Raw genomic sequence first — 19601 nt, forward strand, 5'->3', positions numbered from 1 at the left:
GCACAGACTCAGGGTTCTAAATAAAATTTAAATATCAGTTGGGATAGAGTAAGAGGTCTTTTAAGCGCCAAGCACTTGCAAGACGAATTTTTAAGATCCTAACTAATTGAAGAGGTGAGAACGGGGATGCTAAATAGGTCTAAGCTAAGCAAGGTGATTGCCGCCTTAATTGGATTGATAGCTGGCCAGCCAGCAATGGCTGAGGCGGATAAGTGGCAATTAAATATGTACAAAGGGGTTACCCCTTTAAGTCATGACATGTATAACTTGCATATGATTGCTATAGTTATCTGCGCGATGATTGGTGTTTTGGTATTTGGAGTGATGATTTATTCGCTCATCCATCACCGCAAATCGAAAGGATATACTCCAGCGACCTTCCATGATAATTTCCGTTTAGAAATAGTCTGGTCAATCATTCCTTTTTTAATCTTGGTTGGCCTTGCCATCCCTGCGACCAAAGTGTTAATTCATCAAGAAGACAATAGTGATTCTGATGTAACGATTAAAATAGTTGGCTATCAATGGAAATGGCAATATCAATATTTAGATCAAGGTATTAGTTATTTTTCTAATTTATCGACTCCCTTTGCGCAAATTCATAATCAAGCGAAAAAGGGTGAATGGTATCTCTTAGAAGTTGATAAACCTCTAGTCTTACCGGTTCACAAGAAAATTCGGTTTTTAGTGACTTCTAACGACGTGGTTCACTCTTGGTGGGTGCCTGAGCTTGGTGTTAAACGTGATGCGATTCCTGGATTTATGCATGAGGCTTGGGCAAGAATTGAAAAACCAGGTACTTATCGCGGTCAATGCGCAGAATTATGTGGGATCAACCATGGTTTCATGCCCATCGTTGTGGAAGCTGTCAACGAAGATCAATTTAATCAATGGGTTGCTAAGCAAGTTAAAGTGAAAGATCAATATGCAGAAACAGTTAACCAGCCTGGGGCGCAAGCCAATTTGACGCGAGATGAATTAATGAGTTTAGGTAAGCAAAAATATGATCAAATCTGTGCAGCCTGCCATAGAGTAGATGGTAAAGGCTTGCCGCCAATGTATCCCGCCCTTAAAGGCAGTTCAGTAGCAGTTGGAAAACCAATTTCGCGTCATATCGCAATGATTCTAAATGGTGTTCCTGGTTCTGCAATGCAGCCCTATAAAGAGCAATTGACCGATAAAGATATCGCTGCAATTGTTACTTACGAGCGTAATGCTTGGGAAAATAATACAGATGACGTTGTCCAACCTGCTGATGTTGCGAAAGTACGTCAAGGCGAAATAAAACAACCTAAAATGGTAGAAAAAGCGAAGGTCGGAGGTTTACGATGAATCAAGAATTAGCACATGATGCAGACCATGAAGAGCATGGTCCAGAACAAGGTAAAGGATTCATTGGCTTTGCAAAGCGATGGCTATTTACCACTAACCATAAAGATATCGGAACTTTATACTTATGGTTAGCCATGTTCAGTTTCTTTGCTGCCGGTACAATGGCTTTGGTTATTCGAGCAGAGCTTTTTCAACCAGGTCATCGTTTTGTTGATCCTAACTTTTTTAACCAAATGACCACTTTGCATGGTTTGATCATGCTTTTTGGGGTAGTGATGCCTGCATTTACAGGTATGGCTAACTGGCAAATACCTATGATGATTGGTGCGCCTGATATGGCTTTACCACGTTTGAATAACTGGAGCTTCTGGTTACTACCCTTTGCTTTTACCTTGCTCGCCTCTACGATGTTCCACAGCGGTGGAGGGCCCAATTTCGGTTGGACAATGTATGCTCCTTTATCGACTAAATTTGCCCCTCCAAGCACCGATTTTATGATTTTCTCCATCCACATGATGGGGCTTTCCTCCATTATGGGTTCGATTAATATCATCGCAACTATCCTAAATATGCGTGCGCCTGGTATGACTTTGATGAAGATGCCAATGTTCGTTTGGACCTGGTTAATTACCGCGTTCTTACTAATTGCTATCATGCCAGTGTTAGCAGGTGCTGTGACAATGATGTTGGCTGACCGGCATTTTGGAACAAGCTTTTTCGAAGCGAGTGGTGGTGGCGACCCTATTTTATTCCAGCATGTGTTTTGGTTCTTTGGTCATCCAGAAGTATATGTATTGGTATTGCCTGCTTTTGGAGTTATTTCAGAAATTATTCCAACGTTTAGCCGTAAACCCTTATTTGGTTACCATTTTATGGTTTATGCGACAGTAAGTATTGCAATATTATCGTTCCTTGTCTGGGCACATCATATGTTTACTACGGGTATTCCGCTAGGTGCAGAGCTATTTTTTATGTACACCACCATGTTGATTGCTGTGCCTACGGGAATCAAGGTATTCAACTGGGTTAGCACAATGTTTAGGGGATCCATGACTTTTGAAACACCAATGCTGTTTTCCATCGCTTTCGTGTTTTTATTTACGATTGGTGGTTTTACTGGGTTGATGCTTGCCTTGGTACCCGCTGATTATCAATATCAAGATACTTATTTTGTGGTTGGTCATTTCCATTATGTATTAGTTCCTGGTGTAATTTTTGGTCTTCAGGCTGCAACTTATTACTGGCTGCCAAAATGGACAGGGCATATGTACAATGAGGTCTTGGGTAAATGGCATTTCTGGCTGTCAGTCATCTCTGTCAATATTGCCTTCTTCCCTATGCATTTCCTCGGACTTGCAGGCATGCCTCGACGGATCCCTGATTATGCGCTGCAATTTGCCAATTTTAATATGATCTCATCGATCGGTGCTTTTATTTTTGGTTTTTCACAATTGTTATTCTTATATAACGTAGTCAGAACAGTTCGTAAACATGGCCCCAAAGTGAGTGCGCGAGTTTGGGAAGGAGCGCATGGCCTGGAGTGGACTTTACCATCGCCACCTCCTTATCATAGTTTCGTAACGCCACCTCATGTGGAATCGGAACATCTGCTTCATTATTAAGGCGAGGTACAATGGCTGAAAAAAGTCATAAAAAATTGGTTGTTACTCTAGCTGTCGTTGTACTTGCTATGTTTGGCTTCGGTTTTGCGTTGGTTCCTATTTATAATAGTTTGTGCAAGAACTTTGGTATTAATGGAAAGATAAGTGGTCAAGCGGACGCTTATGATGCAAAAACCGCAAAAATTCAAGATCGGGAGATAGTTGTTGAGTTTGTAGCGACAAATAACGGTGGAGTTCCCTGGGCCTTTTATCCTAAAACCAAGAAGATAAAGGTGCATCCGGGAGAGATTGCGAAATTAGCATTTTATGCTGAGAATAAAACGAACCATACGATGACTGTACAGGCTATTCCTAGTGTGACTCCGGGGATAGCCGCAAAATATTTAAAGAAAACGGAGTGTTTCTGTTTTACCCAGCAAACACTTAATGGACATGAAGCGATGGATATGCCCTTATTGTTTCATCTGGATACCGATTTACCCGCTAACGTGAGGACAATCACTTTGTCTTACACGCTGTTTAATGTAACGGATAAAGTAATTAACTAAATATAGCATTGCCACTTCAAACTCCATTAAGAAGTGCAATTTGAAAACAGGAGAAAAGAACATAATGGGAGCGCATGGCACATATTACATCCCCAAGCCCAGTCATTGGCCATTACTAGGTTCTATTGGTTTAACTACCATGTTAGTTGGTGGTGGTTCATGGTTACATGATGATTGGTATGGTCCCTATATTTTTACCCTTGGCTTTGCAATCTTGGTATTTATGATGTTTGGCTGGTTCGGTCAAGTCATCTATGAAAATCAGAAAGGGGTCTATGACTTACAAGTTGATCGCTCGTTCCGTTGGGGAATGTGCTGGTTTATTTTTTCTGAGGTTTGCTTTTTCGGCGCCTTTTTTGGTGCTTTGTTTTTCACCCGCTATTGGTCTGTGCCTTTGCTAGGCGGAGAGATAGCTGCTCATCCAATGACTCATATTACGCTTTGGCCTAACTTCAGTGCGACTTGGCCTTTATTATCGAACCCCAATAATCAAACCTTTTTTGGTGCGAATGAAGGAATGGAGCCATGGGGATTAGCGGCAGTAAACACGCTTATTTTGTTAACCTCAGGTGCTACCATCACTTGGGCACATTGGGCTTTGAAGTTGAACAAACGCAAACAGCTAATTATCGGTATGATGTGTACAATCGCGCTTGGTATCCTGTTCTTGATCTGCCAATCTTATGAGTACCATGAAGCCTATACCAAGATGAATCTGACACTTGACGCAGGTATCTACGGGACTACTTTCTTCATGCTGACAGGGTTCCACGGGTTGCACGTTACCATAGGAACAATTATGTTGATTGTTATCCTAATTCGCTGTATTCGTGGTCACTTCACTCCAGAACGACATTTTGCTTTTGAAGGGGTTGCTTGGTATTGGCACTTTGTGGATGTGGTCTGGTTATTCTTATTCGTGTTCGTTTATTGGTTATAACAACTGATTCACCAGTAAACCCGGCTGGAATTGGATAAAACCAATCGCTAAAGTATAAGCAAATAGATGATGGGTGAAGTTAAGATTAATAATTTTTGCTTCACCTTTAAAGAATTTTGAGGAAAAAACAACAGGGCTATCTTTTTCTAAGTAGTCCGTACTAGTCAGTTGCATTTCAGTATCAGTCAATTCAACCAACAAACAAGACGCTTCGGCATGGCCACATTTGAGCCTCACTGAGACTGGCTGTAAGGGCTGGATTTGCATGAATCCTCCGTATACGATTAACCCTCTACTACCTAACGGTTGTTTGACTTTTTCGATATAATCTATCCTTAATATCGGCTGGAATTGAAAAAACTTAAATCACTTAGGGAGTTAATTGAACTATTTCTTGGAGGAGAACCATTCGATCACCGTTTGCAAATTTTGCAGGGTATCGTAATGGATAACGAGAGTCCCTTTACCGAATTTGCCGGGTTTAATTTTAATTTTTGTATTTAACTGTTCGGCTAGGGTTTGGATCTGTTCTTTGACTAAAGGAGATAGGTCGGGTTTAGGATTAACTTGTTCAACCTTGCCCTCTTTTATTCTTGCAGCGATTTTCTCAGTTTCGCGAACGGAAAGATTTTTAGCCACAATCAAGCGAGCGACTTGTTCCTGTTGTTCCTCTTCAAGAAGCAGCAAAGCACGTGCATGCCCCATGTCCAAATCACCATGCTCTAAAAGTCGTTTTACTTCGTTACTCAAACTGAGTAAGCGTAAATAATTACTGACAGCTGCGCGTGATTTAGAAAGTATATTGGCAACTTGCTGATGGGTAAGACCAAACTCAGTAGTAAGGCGAAACATAGCGCGAGCTTGATCCATAGCATTCAAATCTTCGCGTTGTAAGTTTTCCACCAACGCCATGGCCATTGCTGTTTCATCGTCAACTTGGCGCAGTATGACAGGGATTTCCGTGAGTCCTGCCAATTGACAAGCGCGCCAGCGTCGTTCTCCGGCAATAATTTCATAGCGCTCATTTGCAATTTCCCGGACAACCAAAGGTTGTAATAAACCTTGCTGCTTAATTGACTCAGCTAACTCAGCAAGCGGTTCTTCTTCAATCTCGGTTCGAGGCTGATATTTTCCGGGTTGGAGGCAATCAACAGACAATTTAAAATGATCTGAAGAAGGTTTTTCAGCCAGCAAATTGGTTGTTGAGTTACCTAATAAAGCGGATAAATTTCGCCCTAAGCCGCCACGTTTTACTGTCATAGTTTCCTCAAGTTAGGTGGTCATAGGCTGTTTGTTAATTACCTCAGCAGCCAAAACCATATAAGCTGCAGCGCCTGGTGAAGATTTGTCATATTGCAAAGCCGGCATTCCATGGCTTGGAGCCTCTGCAAGTCGTACATTACGTGGAACAACGGTTCGGTAGACTTTGGAGTGAAAATGCTCCAACAATTGTTTGGAAACCTCGGCGCATAAGCGATTGCGCGCATCATACATGGTTCGTAACACACCTTCAATTTGTAAGCGTGGATTGACTGAGGCCCTCACTTGTTCGATAGTTGAGATCAGTGCAGCCAAACCTTCAAGCGCATAATACTCACATTGCATGGGAATTAACACGGAGTCTGCTGCAACCAGTGCATTAATTGTCAAGGTATTTAACGCCGGTGGACAATCAATCAAGATAAAATCATAAGCAGTTTGTAGCGGCTGTAAGGCTTTAAAAAGAAAGGTTTCACGATGATCTCTTTCCATCAAGCTCACTTCTGCAACTGTTAAATCACCGTTGGCAGGAATTAAATCAAAACCACAGCTAGTAGCTAAACAAGCTTGCTCAGCTAAACAATCACGCAGCAAAACATCGTTTGAAGTATGTACTAGCGCATTTTTATCAATCCCAGATCCCATAGTGGCATTACCTTGCGGATCAAGGTCAACAAGTAAAACAGGTTGGCGATTTGCAGAAAGGGAGGCTGCTAAATTGATCGCTGTCGTGGTTTTACCCACTCCTCCTTTTTGATTGGCAATTGCGATGACTTTCGCCATGATTATTCCTTAGTTGCATTTTCAATAATGACGCAGCAACGTTCACCATCCACACCGGGTACTTGATAGGAATGAACTTGATAAGCTAGGTTGATGCCGGCTAGTTCAGTTTCAGGGTAACGACCCTTCATGGCAAGCCAAATACCTTCATTACTTATCAGATGCTGTGTCCAGTGTATCATTTGCGCTAATTCGCTGAAAGCTCGACTGGTTACTGTATCAAAATCAAATGCAGGGTGGTAGTTTTCCGCTCGTGTTTGTACGACTTCAACATTATGCAACTGTAGCTTGCGTTTTACTTCTTGCAAAAAACGAATTTTCTTGCCATTACTATCCAAGAGAACAATCTGTAAATCAGGATTAGCGATCGCCAAAGGAATGCCGGGCAATCCAGCACCTGTACCGACGTCAAGTAGGCGAGTACCCTTAATCCAAGGCAGGATGGCCAAGCTGTCTAAGATATGACGACTAACCATCGTGTCCAAATCCCTTATTGCAGTCAGGTTATAGCTTTGGTTCCACTTTTGCAGCAATAGTAAGTATTGCAGGAAAGAATTCGTTGCGACAGTTAAACCAAGCGCTTCGGTGCCTTTGGTTAATTGTTGAAAAAGAGCGTCTGGTAAACTCATGCTGGCTCTCGATGCTTTTTTAAATGAATCAAGAGCAGGGATAAGGCGGCTGGCGTGACTCCAGAGATACGCCCGGCCTGCGCGATAGTCGTCGGTTTGATGCGGTTTAGTTTTTGAATCACTTCCGAAGATAAACCTGACACTGTCGCGTAATCGAGTGAAGGAGGCAATTGCGTATTTTCATGCTTACGAAGACGCTCTATCTCCAGCATTTGACGCTCGATATAACCCGCATATTTGCTTTGAATTTCGACCTGCTCAGCGACTTCACTGGCGAGCTCAGGCAAACCTAGCTCGGCGATGGCTTGTAAATCTTGATAGTTTATTTCAGGACGCTTTAATAAATCAGCAGCACGGCAATCATGTTGCAGCGGATTTTCTAACAAAGAGCCAAGTGCTTCGCTGTGAGAAATACGTACTAGGGTGTCTTTTAAATTGGCCTGAGCGCGTTCGATGGCTTCTCGCTTTTCACAGAAAACTTGCCAGCGTTGTTCATTCACTAAACCTAATTCTCGCCCTTTTTCCGTAAGTCGTAAATCCGCATTATCTTCACGTAATAAGAGACGGTATTCGGCTCTTGAGGTAAACATACGATAAGGCTCTTGGGTCCCACAAGTAATGAGATCATCAATTAATACCCCGACATAGGCTTCATCGCGACGCGGACACCAAAGGGCTTGATCCTTGACTTGTAAAGCGGCATTTATGCCGGCAATCAAACCTTGCGCTGCCGCTTCTTCGTAACCGGTGGTGCCATTAATTTGGCCGGCAAAAAAAAGATTAGGTAAGGGCTTAGTTTGCAGGAAGGTGGTTAATCCGCGCGGATCAAAATAATCATACTCAATGGCATAACCTGGACGGGTAATATGCGCATTTTCAAAACCCTGAATCGTGCGCACAAATTGCACCTGGACTTCGAAAGGTAAGCTAGTTGAGATACCATTAGGATAAATTTCATCAGTGGTTAAACCTTCGGGCTCCACAAAAATTTGATGGGAGAGTTTATCAGCAAAGCGGACAATTTTGTCTTCAATTGAAGGGCAATAACGCGGCCCAACCCCTTCAATGACGCCAGCATACATCGGTGATTGATGAAGATTCGCTTGAATGATTTCATGCGTTTTTGCAGTAGTATGAGTAATGTAGCAAGGCAATTGTTGCGGGTGATCGCTTAATTTTCCTAGATAAGAAAAAACAGGCACAGGACTGTCACCGGGTTGTATCGTCATTTGGCTATAATCAAGGCTACGGCCATCAATACGCGGCGGAGTTCCGGTTTTTAAACGACCGACAGGAAGATCTAATTCACGCAAACGCTTTGCCAGCGCAATGGCGGGTGGGTCGCCTGCGCGGCCACCGGCATATTGACTCATGCCAATATGAATTTTTCCGCCTAAAAAAGTTCCGACTGTTAAAACAACTGCTCGCGCACGTAAAGTTAAACCCATTTGCGTGACGACGCCAGTAACCTGCCCGCCTTCAACAATTAAATCATCAACGGCTTGTTGAAATAAAGTCAGATTAGGCTGTTGTTGTAGAATTTGTCGAATCGCTTGCCGATAAAGTACCCGATCCGCTTGGGCACGTGTAGCGCGAACAGCAGGTCCTTTCGACGCATTAAGAATTCGAAATTGAATACCAGCTCGATCAGCGGCTAAAGCCATTGCACCATCTAAGGCATCAATTTCTTTGACCAGATGCCCTTTACCAATTCCGCCGATAGCAGGATTGCAAGACATTTGTCCCAGCAGATCCATATTATGGGTGAGGAGCAATGTTTGTACTCCTAAACGGGCTGCAGCCAGTGCCGCTTCAGTTCCAGCATGGCCGCCACCGACCACAATGACATCATAGTGTTTTTCAAGATTCATGGTAGGAAAATATAGGCAACAAAACGCGCAATTATACACTTTTTTAGCAACATGCCCAATACTGTATTGATTCTATTAGCTTAGGGGTTAAGTCTCGAGGATTTATCTGACGCCGTTCGGGCGGAGTCCTTCGAGAGCCTCAGGACAGGCTTCGAGAGGCACGCCATGCGTGCTCCTCAGGCTGAACGGAATAAAATGAATACAAATTCTTTAAATCCTCATTCCGTGGGGATAGCTCAGAGTCCGATCGGTTAATTGCTAGCCTAAAATATCGAATCATAAGCTAAACAAGACTTAGCCTGCCGACTATAGGCATTGGCCAACCTTTTGTTAAAATCAGATCCCAAATTTTCCAAGTTTCTTCTCTTACTTAATTTTTCCTTAATTTTCAGGGCTTCAATTTAAGAAAATAAGTTATCAATTGTGTAAATTCACGGGCGATTAACTTGTCCAAAGAATGTCTGATATGGTATAAAAGAGAATAAATTGATCTATGTGATTATATTTTTAACAAAGTCGTCAATGAGTGATATAGGTGTGGTGTCATGGGTGATATTAGTATTTTAATAAAAAGTTCATTTGAGTCGCATGATGAGCAAGAAAAAGCCAGCATGCGAGATTTATTTGATACACACCAAGCAAAGCAAGTAATGCTTAATGCAAGTAAGGCCGAGCTCGAAGCTCGTAAGCGAAAGCTTGCGAGAGCTAAAAAAGCTGAGATTGAAGCGCAAAAAAAATCGATCACAGACGCTCGCAATGCAAAGCACAAAGTTAATAAAGTAAAGAATAAAGTTGAAGAAGCAGAGCGAGCAGTAGAAGCAGAGGATAAAAAGGTTCGAGCGGAGCTATTATTAGATACGGCGGAACTTGCTGCGCAACGTAACGCGGCAGTCGCCTTTTTACCCTCTTTACGCACCTATTATAAAGCCGAGCTTGATAAACTAAATCCCGCGATGTTTGCTTTTTTACACCCCGAGCAAAAGAAAAGGTTAGTCGATCAACTCATTTTCACTTATTACTTACTCTATGCTCAATATCAATTGGATGAAGCTGAAGAAAGAAGATATACCTTAGAAGCCCATCGAAAGGCATTAGAGCTTTGTGCACAACGTATTAAAGAATTAGAAACCACCGGCGAAGCAGGTGTTGAGGTTCCCTATGAAGTGGATCTAGAAGCAAACATTAGCCTTGCCACGATGGCTTTAAAATATCTTGGTATAACCGCTATTGCGAGCTGGTTTGTAGAAAAAATTACGCAATTCATGGATAACAATACAGGGTCATTGGTTGAATGGATGGGCGCTATTAACGTTAAGCGTCTTTATTGGGTATGGGGCGGAAGTATGTTGACAGCCCTTTTTGAAATGATTCCTGATGATTTTTACAATAAATTAGAAGCACAAGCCAATATGGACGTTGTTTCGCCCGTTACTGGCTATATGAGTTGGATTCTCTACTATACCCGTTTTGGTATTAATCTGTTTTTATTGCTGAAGCATGTTTATTGCCCCTCTAAAGACGAAATGGATATGTCACCTGAGCAGCGATTTATCACGCAATGGAATCAACGAAAATTTGCTTTAATGAATGACTCCATTTGGGGCTTTGCCAATATGCTTTGCCATTTATTGCTGAAAGGCCCGGGTATGCTGGGTTACGCAGGTAACATTGTGACTGTCGGGCTGCTGGTAATGGATGTCATATTAACTATTTGGCGTTTTTGGGAAGAGCACACAAAATATCAAGCGGCTATGCTAGCTCTCAAGCGAGATAAGGAAAAGCTAGAAAAGCAGATTGCGGCTATCAATGAGCAATTGATAATTAGCCCAGTTGAAGAGCAGCAATTAAAGGATTTAGAGGCCGACTTAAAACAATTGAATCAATCGATAGCAAAAACTAATTTTGAGTGGAAATATAAAAAACTCGGCTTTACTAATGAGGTAATTTACGCTGTAGGTTTAGTGATTGCTTTCAGTATCATGTGCTGTTTCTTCTTCCCTCCTGCCGCGATTGTGCCGGCAACGGCTCTAATTATTACGCTCTCTGGTGCGGCCCTCTGTTTCGTGTTGACCTTTGTGACCGCGGTAGCGAGTGGGGCGATTGAGATTGCTAAAACAAAAGAAACACGCGCACTAGAACTTGAGCATTGTAATGACCTTTTGGAAGAGTTTAAAACGACGAAGGATCCTAATCGCAAGAAACAATTGTATTTGGAAATAAAATTGGGATTGGCAGAGTCTGAATATCAGCAAAAGGTGATCTATTTTCAAATCGTTCAATTATTACGCTCTTCTTTTATTGATGCATTGATTCCGCCTTTAGTGTTTGTCTCGCTAATATTCGTACCAATTGGTATAGGCATTGCTATTTTGGCTGCAGGACTTGCCTTGGCAATCATTAGCAACGCGATTATCAATCGTTTTGAACCTCAACGTGAGAAATTGCCTGACTTTGATGAGAGTGCTTTTCTGGCGCTTCCGAATAATGAGAACCTCACTCTTGCAGATTTCGAGGAGCCAAAAAATAGTGGTGCTTTTGCTGGCTTAATTAAGTTGTTTGGTGTGAATGGGAATAAGCCGAATGGCGATTATGTCAGTCTAGCTCAGACAGATCCGGATTTAGATGGTGATATAGTATTGGTTAGTTAAAAATCGCTAGCCTGGTTGCTTGCAACTGTATCTTAATCACATCTCTGACAACCTAGTGCAGCCCTACTCCGACGTCCCACGGCTTGTCTGCGATATCCAGGTGCTCATCTTTCATACTGAAATCTCTGGAGCCCGCGAACAAGCTGCGGGAGGTAGGCGGAAGGATTTTTTTAACTGCATTTAGGCCGCCCTTCACAACAAAATCCCAAGTTTGGTAGTTCTCAACAAAAGGTTTAGAATACCGCCCGCTGATTGATCTATTTCTACGAGCTTAAAATGAAAAAAGCAGTGATATTGTTATCTGGGGGTCTGGATTCAACGACTTGTTTGGCGATTGCCAAAGCAGAAGGTTTTGCCTGCCATGCGCTTAGTTTTGCTTATGGGCAGCGACATTCGGCGGAATTAGCCGCAGCGCGTCGTGTGGCGAATCATTTTAAGGTTGCTGAACATCGCATTATCAATTTGGATATTGGTCAATTAGGTGGTTCAGCATTGACGGATGAGACGATTCAGGTTCCAGATTATAGCGCAAGTGAAGAAATTCCAGTTACTTATGTTCCTGCTCGTAATACTGTTTTTTTAGCTTATGCGCTGGGCTACGCTGAAAGCATCGGAGCGCAGGATATTTTTATTGGCGTGAGTTCGGTCGATTATTCGCATTATCCTGATTGTCGACCAGAGTATATCTCCGCTTTTCAGGCAGTTGCTAATTTAGCCACTAAAGTGGCGGTGGAAGGTGCTCCTGTTCAACTTCATGCCCCGTTGCAGTATTTATCGAAGGCAGAAACCATTCTTCGTGGTAGTCAATTAGGGGTCGATTATTCGTTGACGGTTTCCTGTTATCAAGCCAATGAGAAGGGAGCGGCTTGTGGCCGCTGTGATAGTTGTTGCTTTCGTAAACAGGGTTTTAAGGCTGCTGGTTTAGCAGACCCCACATTTTATATCTAAACTGTTTAATTTTTTTTCTTTTTGTACGCATAATTATTTGTTTAAAAACATGCGCTTTACAATTATGTTACAACATATTGAACATTTTTAATTCACATTTTCTAAAAGGCTTGCTATGATCCGCCTCGATTTTTAACCTTAGGAGTAATCATGACTTTGAAACAAGCTATTAAAAAAATTCGAGGCGCAATTTCTTACGCTTGGAATGGTTTTACAGGATTTTTAGGCAGACATAAATACGCTATCGGCGTTAGTTTGTTGGCTCTTGTTGCTGGTGCAGCTCTTGCCGCTTCTCTTGTATTCTTCTTCCCTGCTACCATCGGAACTATTATCGGTTTGACTGCTGCCCTACCTTTCATTGGCGCTCCTGTGGCTGCTTTCCTATCTAGCATAGGTTTAGTTGGTGCTGCTGCGGTAATTGGTGGTGTTGCTTCTGCTGTAGGTATGGCTGCTGGTGCAGTAGGTTACGGTGTAGTTCAAACTTTACGCTTTATCGGTAACGTTGTAATCGGTGCTTACAAAGGTGCTAGAAACGAAGTAGTTGGCGAGCCAGAGGAACCTGCAACTGGACCTCAGCTTAACACTGCTGAAACCAATCTTGGCAATGCAGTTAATGCAGCTCGTGACGCTGTAACCGTGCGCGTTGATACTAAAGCTGATCAGCTTGCTAGACACGTTAGTACTAAATTAGGTGAGACTAAAAATGAATTGAATGATAAAGTTGATAATGCAGAAACTCACCTAAAAGATAAGCTTCACAAGACGAAAAAAGAAGTAAGAGCTTTAAATAAAAAGATGGACACGGTCACTAACCTGCTTTCTAGATTGCTAGCAGAAACTGAAGAAGAGGCTGATGCTGAGGAAGAAGATACCTTTACTAGAAAAGGTAAAGTTGTGGATCTTAGCAGCAAACGTGATTCTAAAGAAGCAAAGCGTGATTCTAAAGAAGCAAAGCGTGATTCTAAAGAAGCTAAGGGTGGTTCTGAAGAAGTGTTGTTTGCACCATTACCAAGACGCCCTGCTCCTGCTCCAATATCTACAAATCCAGCAAGTGTTCAGACATCAATGTTTGGGAGTTCAGTAGCATCTGCAACTGGCGACACTTCTATGCCTAGTGAAACCCCTAGCTTAGGTGGTGGTGCTAAGTAAGGTCTTAGTTGAGTTTCTTCTACAAAAACGCGGCCATGGCCGCGTTTTTTATTTAAGCGTTTTAAATTTTTCCATCCATTTTTAGAAGCAAACGAACATTTAGATTTTCTGACACTAAAGCAGGCATTCCTGCCCTCTATACGGTATAATTTCCCCTTTTATTGCTAATGAGCAACTTGATATGACAAAAGTTCGTAAAATGTTGGTTACCAGTGCACTGCCTTATGCGAATGGCCATTTACATCTAGGGCATTTGGTTGAACATGTGCAAACCGATATTTGGGTGCGCACCCACAAAATGTTAGGTCATCAGTGTATTAGTATTTGCGGCGATGATGCCCATGGCACCCCCATTATGTTGAAGGCAGAACAACTTGGCTTGAGTCCAGAAGAGCTAACTAAACAAATGCAGCAAAGCCATGAACAGGATTTTAAAGCCTTTGCTATTGCTTATGATTGCTATCACACAACGCATTCCCCAGAAAATCAGCAACTGTCCACGATGATTTATGAGCGCTTACAAGCAGCAGGAGACATTATCAAAAAAAACATTCGCCAAGCCTATGATCCGGTTAAGGAAATGTTTCTACCGGATCGCTATGTGAAGGGAACTTGTCCTAAATGCGGGGCGGCAGATCAGTATGGTGATAACTGCGAATCCTGCGGCTCAACTTATTCGCCTACTGATTTAATCGATGCGGTGTCAGCGATTTCGGGTGCAAAACCGATTGAGAAAGAGTCAGAGCATTATTTCTTTGATTTGCCCCGCTACGAATCCTTATTAAAAGAATGGACACGACAGGGACATTTACAAACGGAAGTCGCTAACAAATTGGATGAGTGGTTTGCTGCCGGGCTCAAGCAATGGGATATTTCGCGTGACGCGCCTTATTTTGGCTTTCAAATTCCTGGAACTGAAAACAAGTATTTCTATGTGTGGCTAGATGCGCCTATTGGCTATATGGCAAGCTTTAAAAAATATTGTGATGAGCAGGGCGTTTCTTTTGCGGAATTTTGGTCTCAAGATTCCACTGCTGAACTTTATCATTTTGTCGGCAAAGATATTGTGTATTTCCATGCGCTCTTTTGGCCTGCTATTTTGGCTGGAAGCGGCCACCGTTTACCAACTGCTGTATTCACTCATGGGTTTCTCACGGTAGATGGGCAGAAAATGTCAAAGTCACGAGGTACTTTTATCGAGGCACGAACTTATCTACACCATTTAAATCCAGAATACCTACGCTATTATTTCGCAGCCAAATTAAATGGTCGAGTGGATGATTTGGATTTAAATTTCGACGACTTTATCAATCGAGTGAATGCTGATTTAGTAGGTAAAGTGGTGAATATTGCCAGCCGTTGTGCCGGATTTATTAATAAACGGTTTAATGATCAATTAGCAGCAGAACTTGCAGAGCCGGATTTGTACCAGCAATTATTGGCAGAGCGCGACGACATTGTCGATGCATATGTACAACGTGATTATGCGCGAGCGATTCGTCAAATCATGGAATCTGCTGATCGAGTCAATCAATACATCGACGCTAACAAACCCTGGGTATTGGCGAAGGAAGAGTCGCGGTTAGCTGAGGTGCAAGCCATTTGTACAATGGGTTTAAATTTATTTCGTTTATTAATCACTTACTTAAAACCAGTACTACCAATGATGGCTTCTGCAGCGGAACAATTTTTAAATTGCGAACCCTTAACCTGGGAGAGTATTGATAAACCGCTGTTAAACCATCGCATTCGTGCATTTACCCCACTGATGACACGCGTGGAAAGAGAAAAAATTGACGCCATGCTAGAGCAAACCAAGGAATCATTAATGAGCACAACAGAAGATAAAAAAACAGCGTTGGCTGAAGAAAACATCATCAGTATCGACGATTTTTCTAAAGTGGATTTGCGGGTCGCACGGATTATTACTGCAGAAGCGGTTGAGGGCGCTGATAAATTATTGCGGCTCCAGCTTGATTTAGGCGATCAACAAAAACAGGTTTTTGCAGGTATTAAATCCGCTTATCAACCCGAAGAACTAATTGGTCGTTTGACTATAATGGTCGCTAATTTAGCGCCAAGAACGATGCGTTTTGGCGTTTCAGAAGGCATGGTTTTGGCCGCGGGTGATGGTAAGGGAATTTTTCTTTTACAGCCCGATGAAGGCGCGGCACCAGGAATGAAGGTTAAGTAATGGCTTCTGTTAAAGCAATCGATGCACTGCTTCCGCAAACCCAATGTGGGGACTGTGGTTATTCAGGTTGTTTACCCTATGCCGAGGCAATGGCCCAGGGTAAAGCACCGATAGACCGCTGCCCACCTGGCGGGGTGGCAACGGTAAAAGCCTTGGCTGAGTTATTGGCGATCGATGCCCAACCCTATGCAGCAGCGGCAGAAGCAAATACAAGAACCCCCGCATTGGCACAGATCCGCGAGGGAGAGTGTATCGGTTGTACAAAATGCATCCAAGCCTGTCCAGTGGATGCCATTATAGGCAGTGCTAAACGGATGCATTCTATTTTAAGTACAGAATGCACGGGTTGTGGACTTTGCGTTGAACCTTGTCCTGTCGATTGCATTGACATGGTAACTATTCCCGAAGCGCTCTACGATAGAGATCTTGCAAGACAGCGTTATAACGCAAGGCAAACTCGCTTGCTGCGAGAAGAACAAGACAAGCAACAGGCTTATCGTGAAAAGCGGCGCTTAGCAACCAAAACAGCCGATGCTATTGCCGATACCAAAGCGAAACAGGATTATATTTTAGAAGCGCTCGCGCGCGTTCAGGCGAAGAAGTAGATTGGGCAAGGCCATAAGCCTTCAATCTAATCGGATTTATCTGACTGGGTTCGGTAGGGGAGCACGCATGGCACTTCGAGACAGCGCTGCGCGCTTCCTCAGTGCGAACGGGATAAACAAAAAGATCTATGTCAATTAAACTGTTCGGGCTTTGAGGTATCCCCACGAAATGAGGATCTAAGGAATTTGTATTCATTTTATTCCGTTCAGCCTGAGGAGCACGCATGGCGTGCGTCTCGAAGGCTGTCCTGAGGGCTCTCGAAGGACTTAGCCTGAACGGGGCCTGATAAAATATGGAAAAATTTCCTTAACCATGACGCTCATGGATTAAGGCCTAACAAATTAAGTTATAAATCATGAACAAAGCAAAATGTCGCGCTATTTTTGAGCGCTTTAAAGAGCAAAACCCGAAGCCTACCACGGAGTTAAAATATAATACTCCATTTGAATTATTAATCGCCGTGATGCTCTCTGCTCAAGCTACGGACGTGAGTGTCAATAAAGCCACAGCGAAACTTTTTCCGATTGCTAATACACCGCAAGCTTTAATCGATTTAGGCGAAGAACCGCTTAAAGATTACATAAAGACCATTGGTTTGTTTAATAGCAAAGCAAAAAACGTCATTAAGACCTGCCAACTATTAATCAGTCTTTATGATGGACAAGTGCCAGATACCCGTGAAGCACTACAAGCACTGCCTGGCGTTGGGCGGAAAACTGCAAATGTTGTACTTAATACGGCTTTTGGTCAACCGACTATGGCAGTCGATACACATATTTTTCGCGTTGCGAATCGTACAGGCATTGCTAAAGGGGCAACCCCTTTGGCTGTTGAGCTGGCTTTAGTTAAAAATATCGACAAGGAATTTTTGCATGATGCTCATCATTGGCTGATTTTACACGGTCGTTATGTCTGTACAGCTCGTAAACCTCACTGCTCTGATTGCCTAATTCGCGATTTATGTGAATATCCCAACAAAACCACGGTGCTAAGTTAACACGCTCTGATTTTTCTTTTTACCAGTTTCTTATTTCCAGTCTAATCTGGTAATTTTTTGGTAATAACTCTAGAATAAATTTTTTGTAAATTTGCAGGGAGTGCAAGATGGGTTTTTCTGACGCATGGAATAAAATTAGAGGGTGGAGTAGTCGTGCTTGGGAGGAAGCAACCCTTGTTAATATTGGTAACTTCACTTATAAAACAGCAGGTTATATACTGAGTATGCCACGAGCAACTCTTAGTGCTGGTCGATCAATACTCTCAGATCCCGATACCTTTATTTTTGCCAAACATATGGGAGAAGCAGGCTTACATATTTTCATCCCGATGATTTTCTCTTATTTAAATGACGAAATGCAGCGCTATGGTCGAACCTATTTAGAAGAGAACGAAGAACCGGAAGGGCTCAGCATCTATACCTTTATTACCACCAGTTTAGTGCTTTTAAATACGACGTTATGGATTCTCAACAAACGTGAACAAGCCCAAGAAATAATACAAGCCGGAATTTTAACGCTTGAATCATCGAATGTGGTTTTGCCTCGATTACCGGCTGTAAAGATTTGCCAGGATTGCACCCGTTTACAATTTTTGGAAGGTTCATTCCGTGATTTTATTGCTTATTGGACAATTAAATTAATTCTTATTGAAGGGGTGAGATATGTTCCTTGGATTGGAGAAGGGTTGGCTCTAATCTTCACTGTCTGTCATAACGGTAGCTATATTGCCACTTTAATTTGGTCTCCGCTTTGCGGCCGTCATCTTGATCATAATTTAAATGAACATCCTGAATTTATTCTAGCGCAAGGATTGACGCATGCAGGGGCATCGCTGTTGGTTGTTGGGGCAATTGAGTGGGGTACGGGTATTCCCCGGCAGTATTATGAAACCCCCATCCAACAATTAGCCTTAGTTGGACAAGTGTTGATTGGTGCACATGGTGAGATGCCTGCACTGGTCAAACACTCTGACCGATTACCTAAGGAGCCAGTGAGAGCCTACGAAATGGTTGTTAAATCCGGGATTGATTTTACAATCGACAATTCGAAAGCAGCATTTATTTTTACAATGCGCAAGTCAAAAGAAGTGCTTCTTCCTAAAGTGCTGCCCCTAGTTAGACCCCTATTTAATCGATTACCCAAAACTCCTCGTGTGCCTTGGGATAAGGTAGGCCATGTCGCAGTACTCATAGGGCGTCATAAAGTCACTGGCGTGGTTAAGTTTTTGATACTTCCGCCCATTTTACGAGGACCAGAGGAATTCGTTAACGATTCTTTCGTGAGTCCTCATTGGCGAGGATTGCGCGATAAAGTAATTAAAGCAATGCTCGATATAGAATGGGTCAGTGCAAATTATGCCTTTCGCCTAATAAGTACAGCGCCAGGAACAACGGGAGAAGCAGTGGAAGTGGTGATGGGTACTCCGAAGATAGTCACGGAAACGGTGCTTTATATCTTAAGAAATAGGACATTCATCGCTAAGGTGGCGGCACAACGCCGTATTTTAGAAGGCATTCACAGCGGACCTCCTCCTGAAACTCAACCCGATCCAGATGCACCACTGCTGCGAGGACAAACCGAGACCGCTAAAATTATTCCTCATCCACAAATTACTGAAAAAGTTGACGGGCAGTCCCAACAAACAGGGCAATCCCCCATTAAACTGAGAATACCGACTGAAGACGCTATGGAGCGTAAATTAAGAAAGCAATCTTCAGAGGAACAATTAGAAAACCGTTTAGACTCGCAATTAATAAGGCGGCGACCGTCTAATGATGCTCAGCTGGAAAAACGCATCGAATTACGCGGCGAAAATTCCGCTGCATTTTTTAAATCAAAGCCCAAACCCAAACCTTACATTATTTATGATGCACAAAGCGGATTAGAGGATGAGTTTCTAGTGGTGAATAATGATTCTGGGGTTGAAGATGAGCTAGGAGAAGGTTTTGAACTAGTGGATGATGATACAGGGCAAACTAAAGCACGTGCTTTCGTGTGAAATAATAGGTCTTCAATAATTAAAGAGTGGAAAACAAACTCGCTACAAATTGCCGATTTGTTGTGTCTCAAGGC

General features: G+C 42.7%; 16 protein-coding genes. 11 read left to right on the plus strand and 5 right to left on the minus strand.

The window, feature by feature from the left end:
• Nucleotides 1-126: 126 nt before the first annotated feature.
• The 4 genes from coxB to Lnau_RS07885 all read left to right on the plus strand — a co-directional run bounded on the left by coxB (nt 127) and on the right by Lnau_RS07885 (nt 4442).
• Nucleotides 127-1332 (plus strand): cytochrome c oxidase subunit II, encoded by a 1206-nt coding sequence (gene coxB / locus Lnau_RS07870; RefSeq protein WP_058504569.1) that lies wholly within the window; start codon nt 127-129, stop codon nt 1330-1332.
• Nucleotides 1329-2954, plus strand: coding sequence for a cytochrome c oxidase subunit I (gene ctaD / locus Lnau_RS07875; protein WP_058504570.1), 1626 nt, complete (start codon nt 1329-1331; stop codon nt 2952-2954). The genes coxB and ctaD overlap by 4 nt, the downstream gene beginning before the upstream one ends.
• Before the next feature lie 11 nt (nt 2955-2965).
• A complete protein-coding gene (locus Lnau_RS07880) occupies nt 2966-3502 on the plus strand; it encodes a cytochrome c oxidase assembly protein (protein WP_058504571.1) in 537 nt (178 codons plus the stop codon).
• A 64-nt stretch (nt 3503-3566) separates the two neighbouring features.
• Complete coding sequence (locus Lnau_RS07885; RefSeq protein ID WP_058504572.1) at nt 3567-4442, plus strand: cytochrome c oxidase subunit 3; 876 nt, start codon at nt 3567-3569, stop codon at nt 4440-4442.
• On the opposite strand, the gene Lnau_RS07890 is transcribed toward Lnau_RS07885, so the two are convergent.
• From Lnau_RS07890 to mnmG, 5 genes are all read right to left on the minus strand, one after another.
• Complete coding sequence (locus Lnau_RS07890) at nt 4437-4709, minus strand: hypothetical protein (RefSeq protein ID WP_058504573.1); 273 nt, start codon at nt 4707-4709, stop codon at nt 4437-4439. The two genes, Lnau_RS07885 and Lnau_RS07890, sit on opposite strands and share 6 nt — an antisense overlap.
• Nucleotides 4710-4829: 120 nt before the next feature.
• Nucleotides 4830-5702 (minus strand): ParB/RepB/Spo0J family partition protein, encoded by an 873-nt coding sequence (locus tag Lnau_RS07895; RefSeq protein WP_058504574.1) that lies wholly within the window; start codon nt 5700-5702, stop codon nt 4830-4832.
• A gap of 12 nt (nt 5703-5714) precedes the next feature.
• Nucleotides 5715-6485 carry a ParA family protein gene (locus Lnau_RS07900; RefSeq protein ID WP_058504575.1) on the minus strand — a complete coding sequence of 257 codons (771 nt, stop codon included), beginning with the start codon at nt 6483-6485 and terminating at the stop codon, nt 5715-5717.
• A 2-nt stretch (nt 6486-6487) separates the two neighbouring features.
• Nucleotides 6488-7114, minus strand: a complete 627-nt coding sequence (gene rsmG, locus Lnau_RS07905; protein ID WP_058504576.1) for a 16S rRNA (guanine(527)-N(7))-methyltransferase RsmG — start codon at nt 7112-7114, stop codon at nt 6488-6490.
• A complete protein-coding gene (gene mnmG, locus Lnau_RS07910; RefSeq protein WP_058504577.1) occupies nt 7111-8985 on the minus strand; it encodes a tRNA uridine-5-carboxymethylaminomethyl(34) synthesis enzyme MnmG in 1875 nt (624 codons plus the stop codon). The genes rsmG and mnmG overlap by 4 nt, the downstream gene beginning before the upstream one ends.
• 545 nt (nt 8986-9530) lie before the next feature.
• Between mnmG and Lnau_RS07915 the strand changes: the two genes are divergently transcribed.
• The 7 genes from Lnau_RS07915 to Lnau_RS07945 all read left to right on the plus strand — a co-directional run bounded on the left by Lnau_RS07915 (nt 9531) and on the right by Lnau_RS07945 (nt 19527).
• The gene (locus Lnau_RS07915) at nt 9531-11633 is read left to right on the plus strand and encodes a hypothetical protein (RefSeq protein WP_058504578.1); all 2103 of its coding nucleotides are present in this window, start codon (nt 9531-9533) and stop codon (nt 11631-11633) included.
• A 276-nt stretch (nt 11634-11909) separates the two neighbouring features.
• Nucleotides 11910-12581 (plus strand): 7-cyano-7-deazaguanine synthase QueC, encoded by a 672-nt coding sequence (gene queC, locus Lnau_RS07920; protein ID WP_058504579.1) that lies wholly within the window; start codon nt 11910-11912, stop codon nt 12579-12581.
• A gap of 150 nt (nt 12582-12731) precedes the next feature.
• Nucleotides 12732-13730: a hypothetical protein gene (locus Lnau_RS07925; RefSeq protein WP_058504580.1), complete on the plus strand. Its 999-nt coding sequence runs from the start codon at nt 12732-12734 to the stop codon at nt 13728-13730.
• A gap of 181 nt (nt 13731-13911) precedes the next feature.
• Nucleotides 13912-15924, plus strand: a complete 2013-nt coding sequence (metG, locus tag Lnau_RS07930) for a methionine--tRNA ligase (RefSeq protein ID WP_058504581.1) — start codon at nt 13912-13914, stop codon at nt 15922-15924.
• Nucleotides 15924-16529 carry an RnfABCDGE type electron transport complex subunit B gene (locus Lnau_RS07935; protein WP_058504582.1) on the plus strand — a complete coding sequence of 202 codons (606 nt, stop codon included), beginning with the start codon at nt 15924-15926 and terminating at the stop codon, nt 16527-16529. Before metG ends, Lnau_RS07935 begins: the two co-directional genes overlap by 1 nt.
• 356 nt (nt 16530-16885) lie before the next feature.
• Nucleotides 16886-17527: an endonuclease III gene (nth, locus tag Lnau_RS07940; RefSeq protein WP_058504583.1), complete on the plus strand. Its 642-nt coding sequence runs from the start codon at nt 16886-16888 to the stop codon at nt 17525-17527.
• A 107-nt stretch (nt 17528-17634) separates the two neighbouring features.
• Nucleotides 17635-19527: a hypothetical protein gene (locus Lnau_RS07945; protein ID WP_058504584.1), complete on the plus strand. Its 1893-nt coding sequence runs from the start codon at nt 17635-17637 to the stop codon at nt 19525-19527.
• Nucleotides 19528-19601 lie beyond the last annotated feature (74 nt).

Origin of the sequence: Legionella nautarum (assembly GCF_001467895.1) — a bacterium.
Classification (GTDB): domain Bacteria; phylum Pseudomonadota; class Gammaproteobacteria; order Legionellales; family Legionellaceae; genus Tatlockia; species Tatlockia nautarum.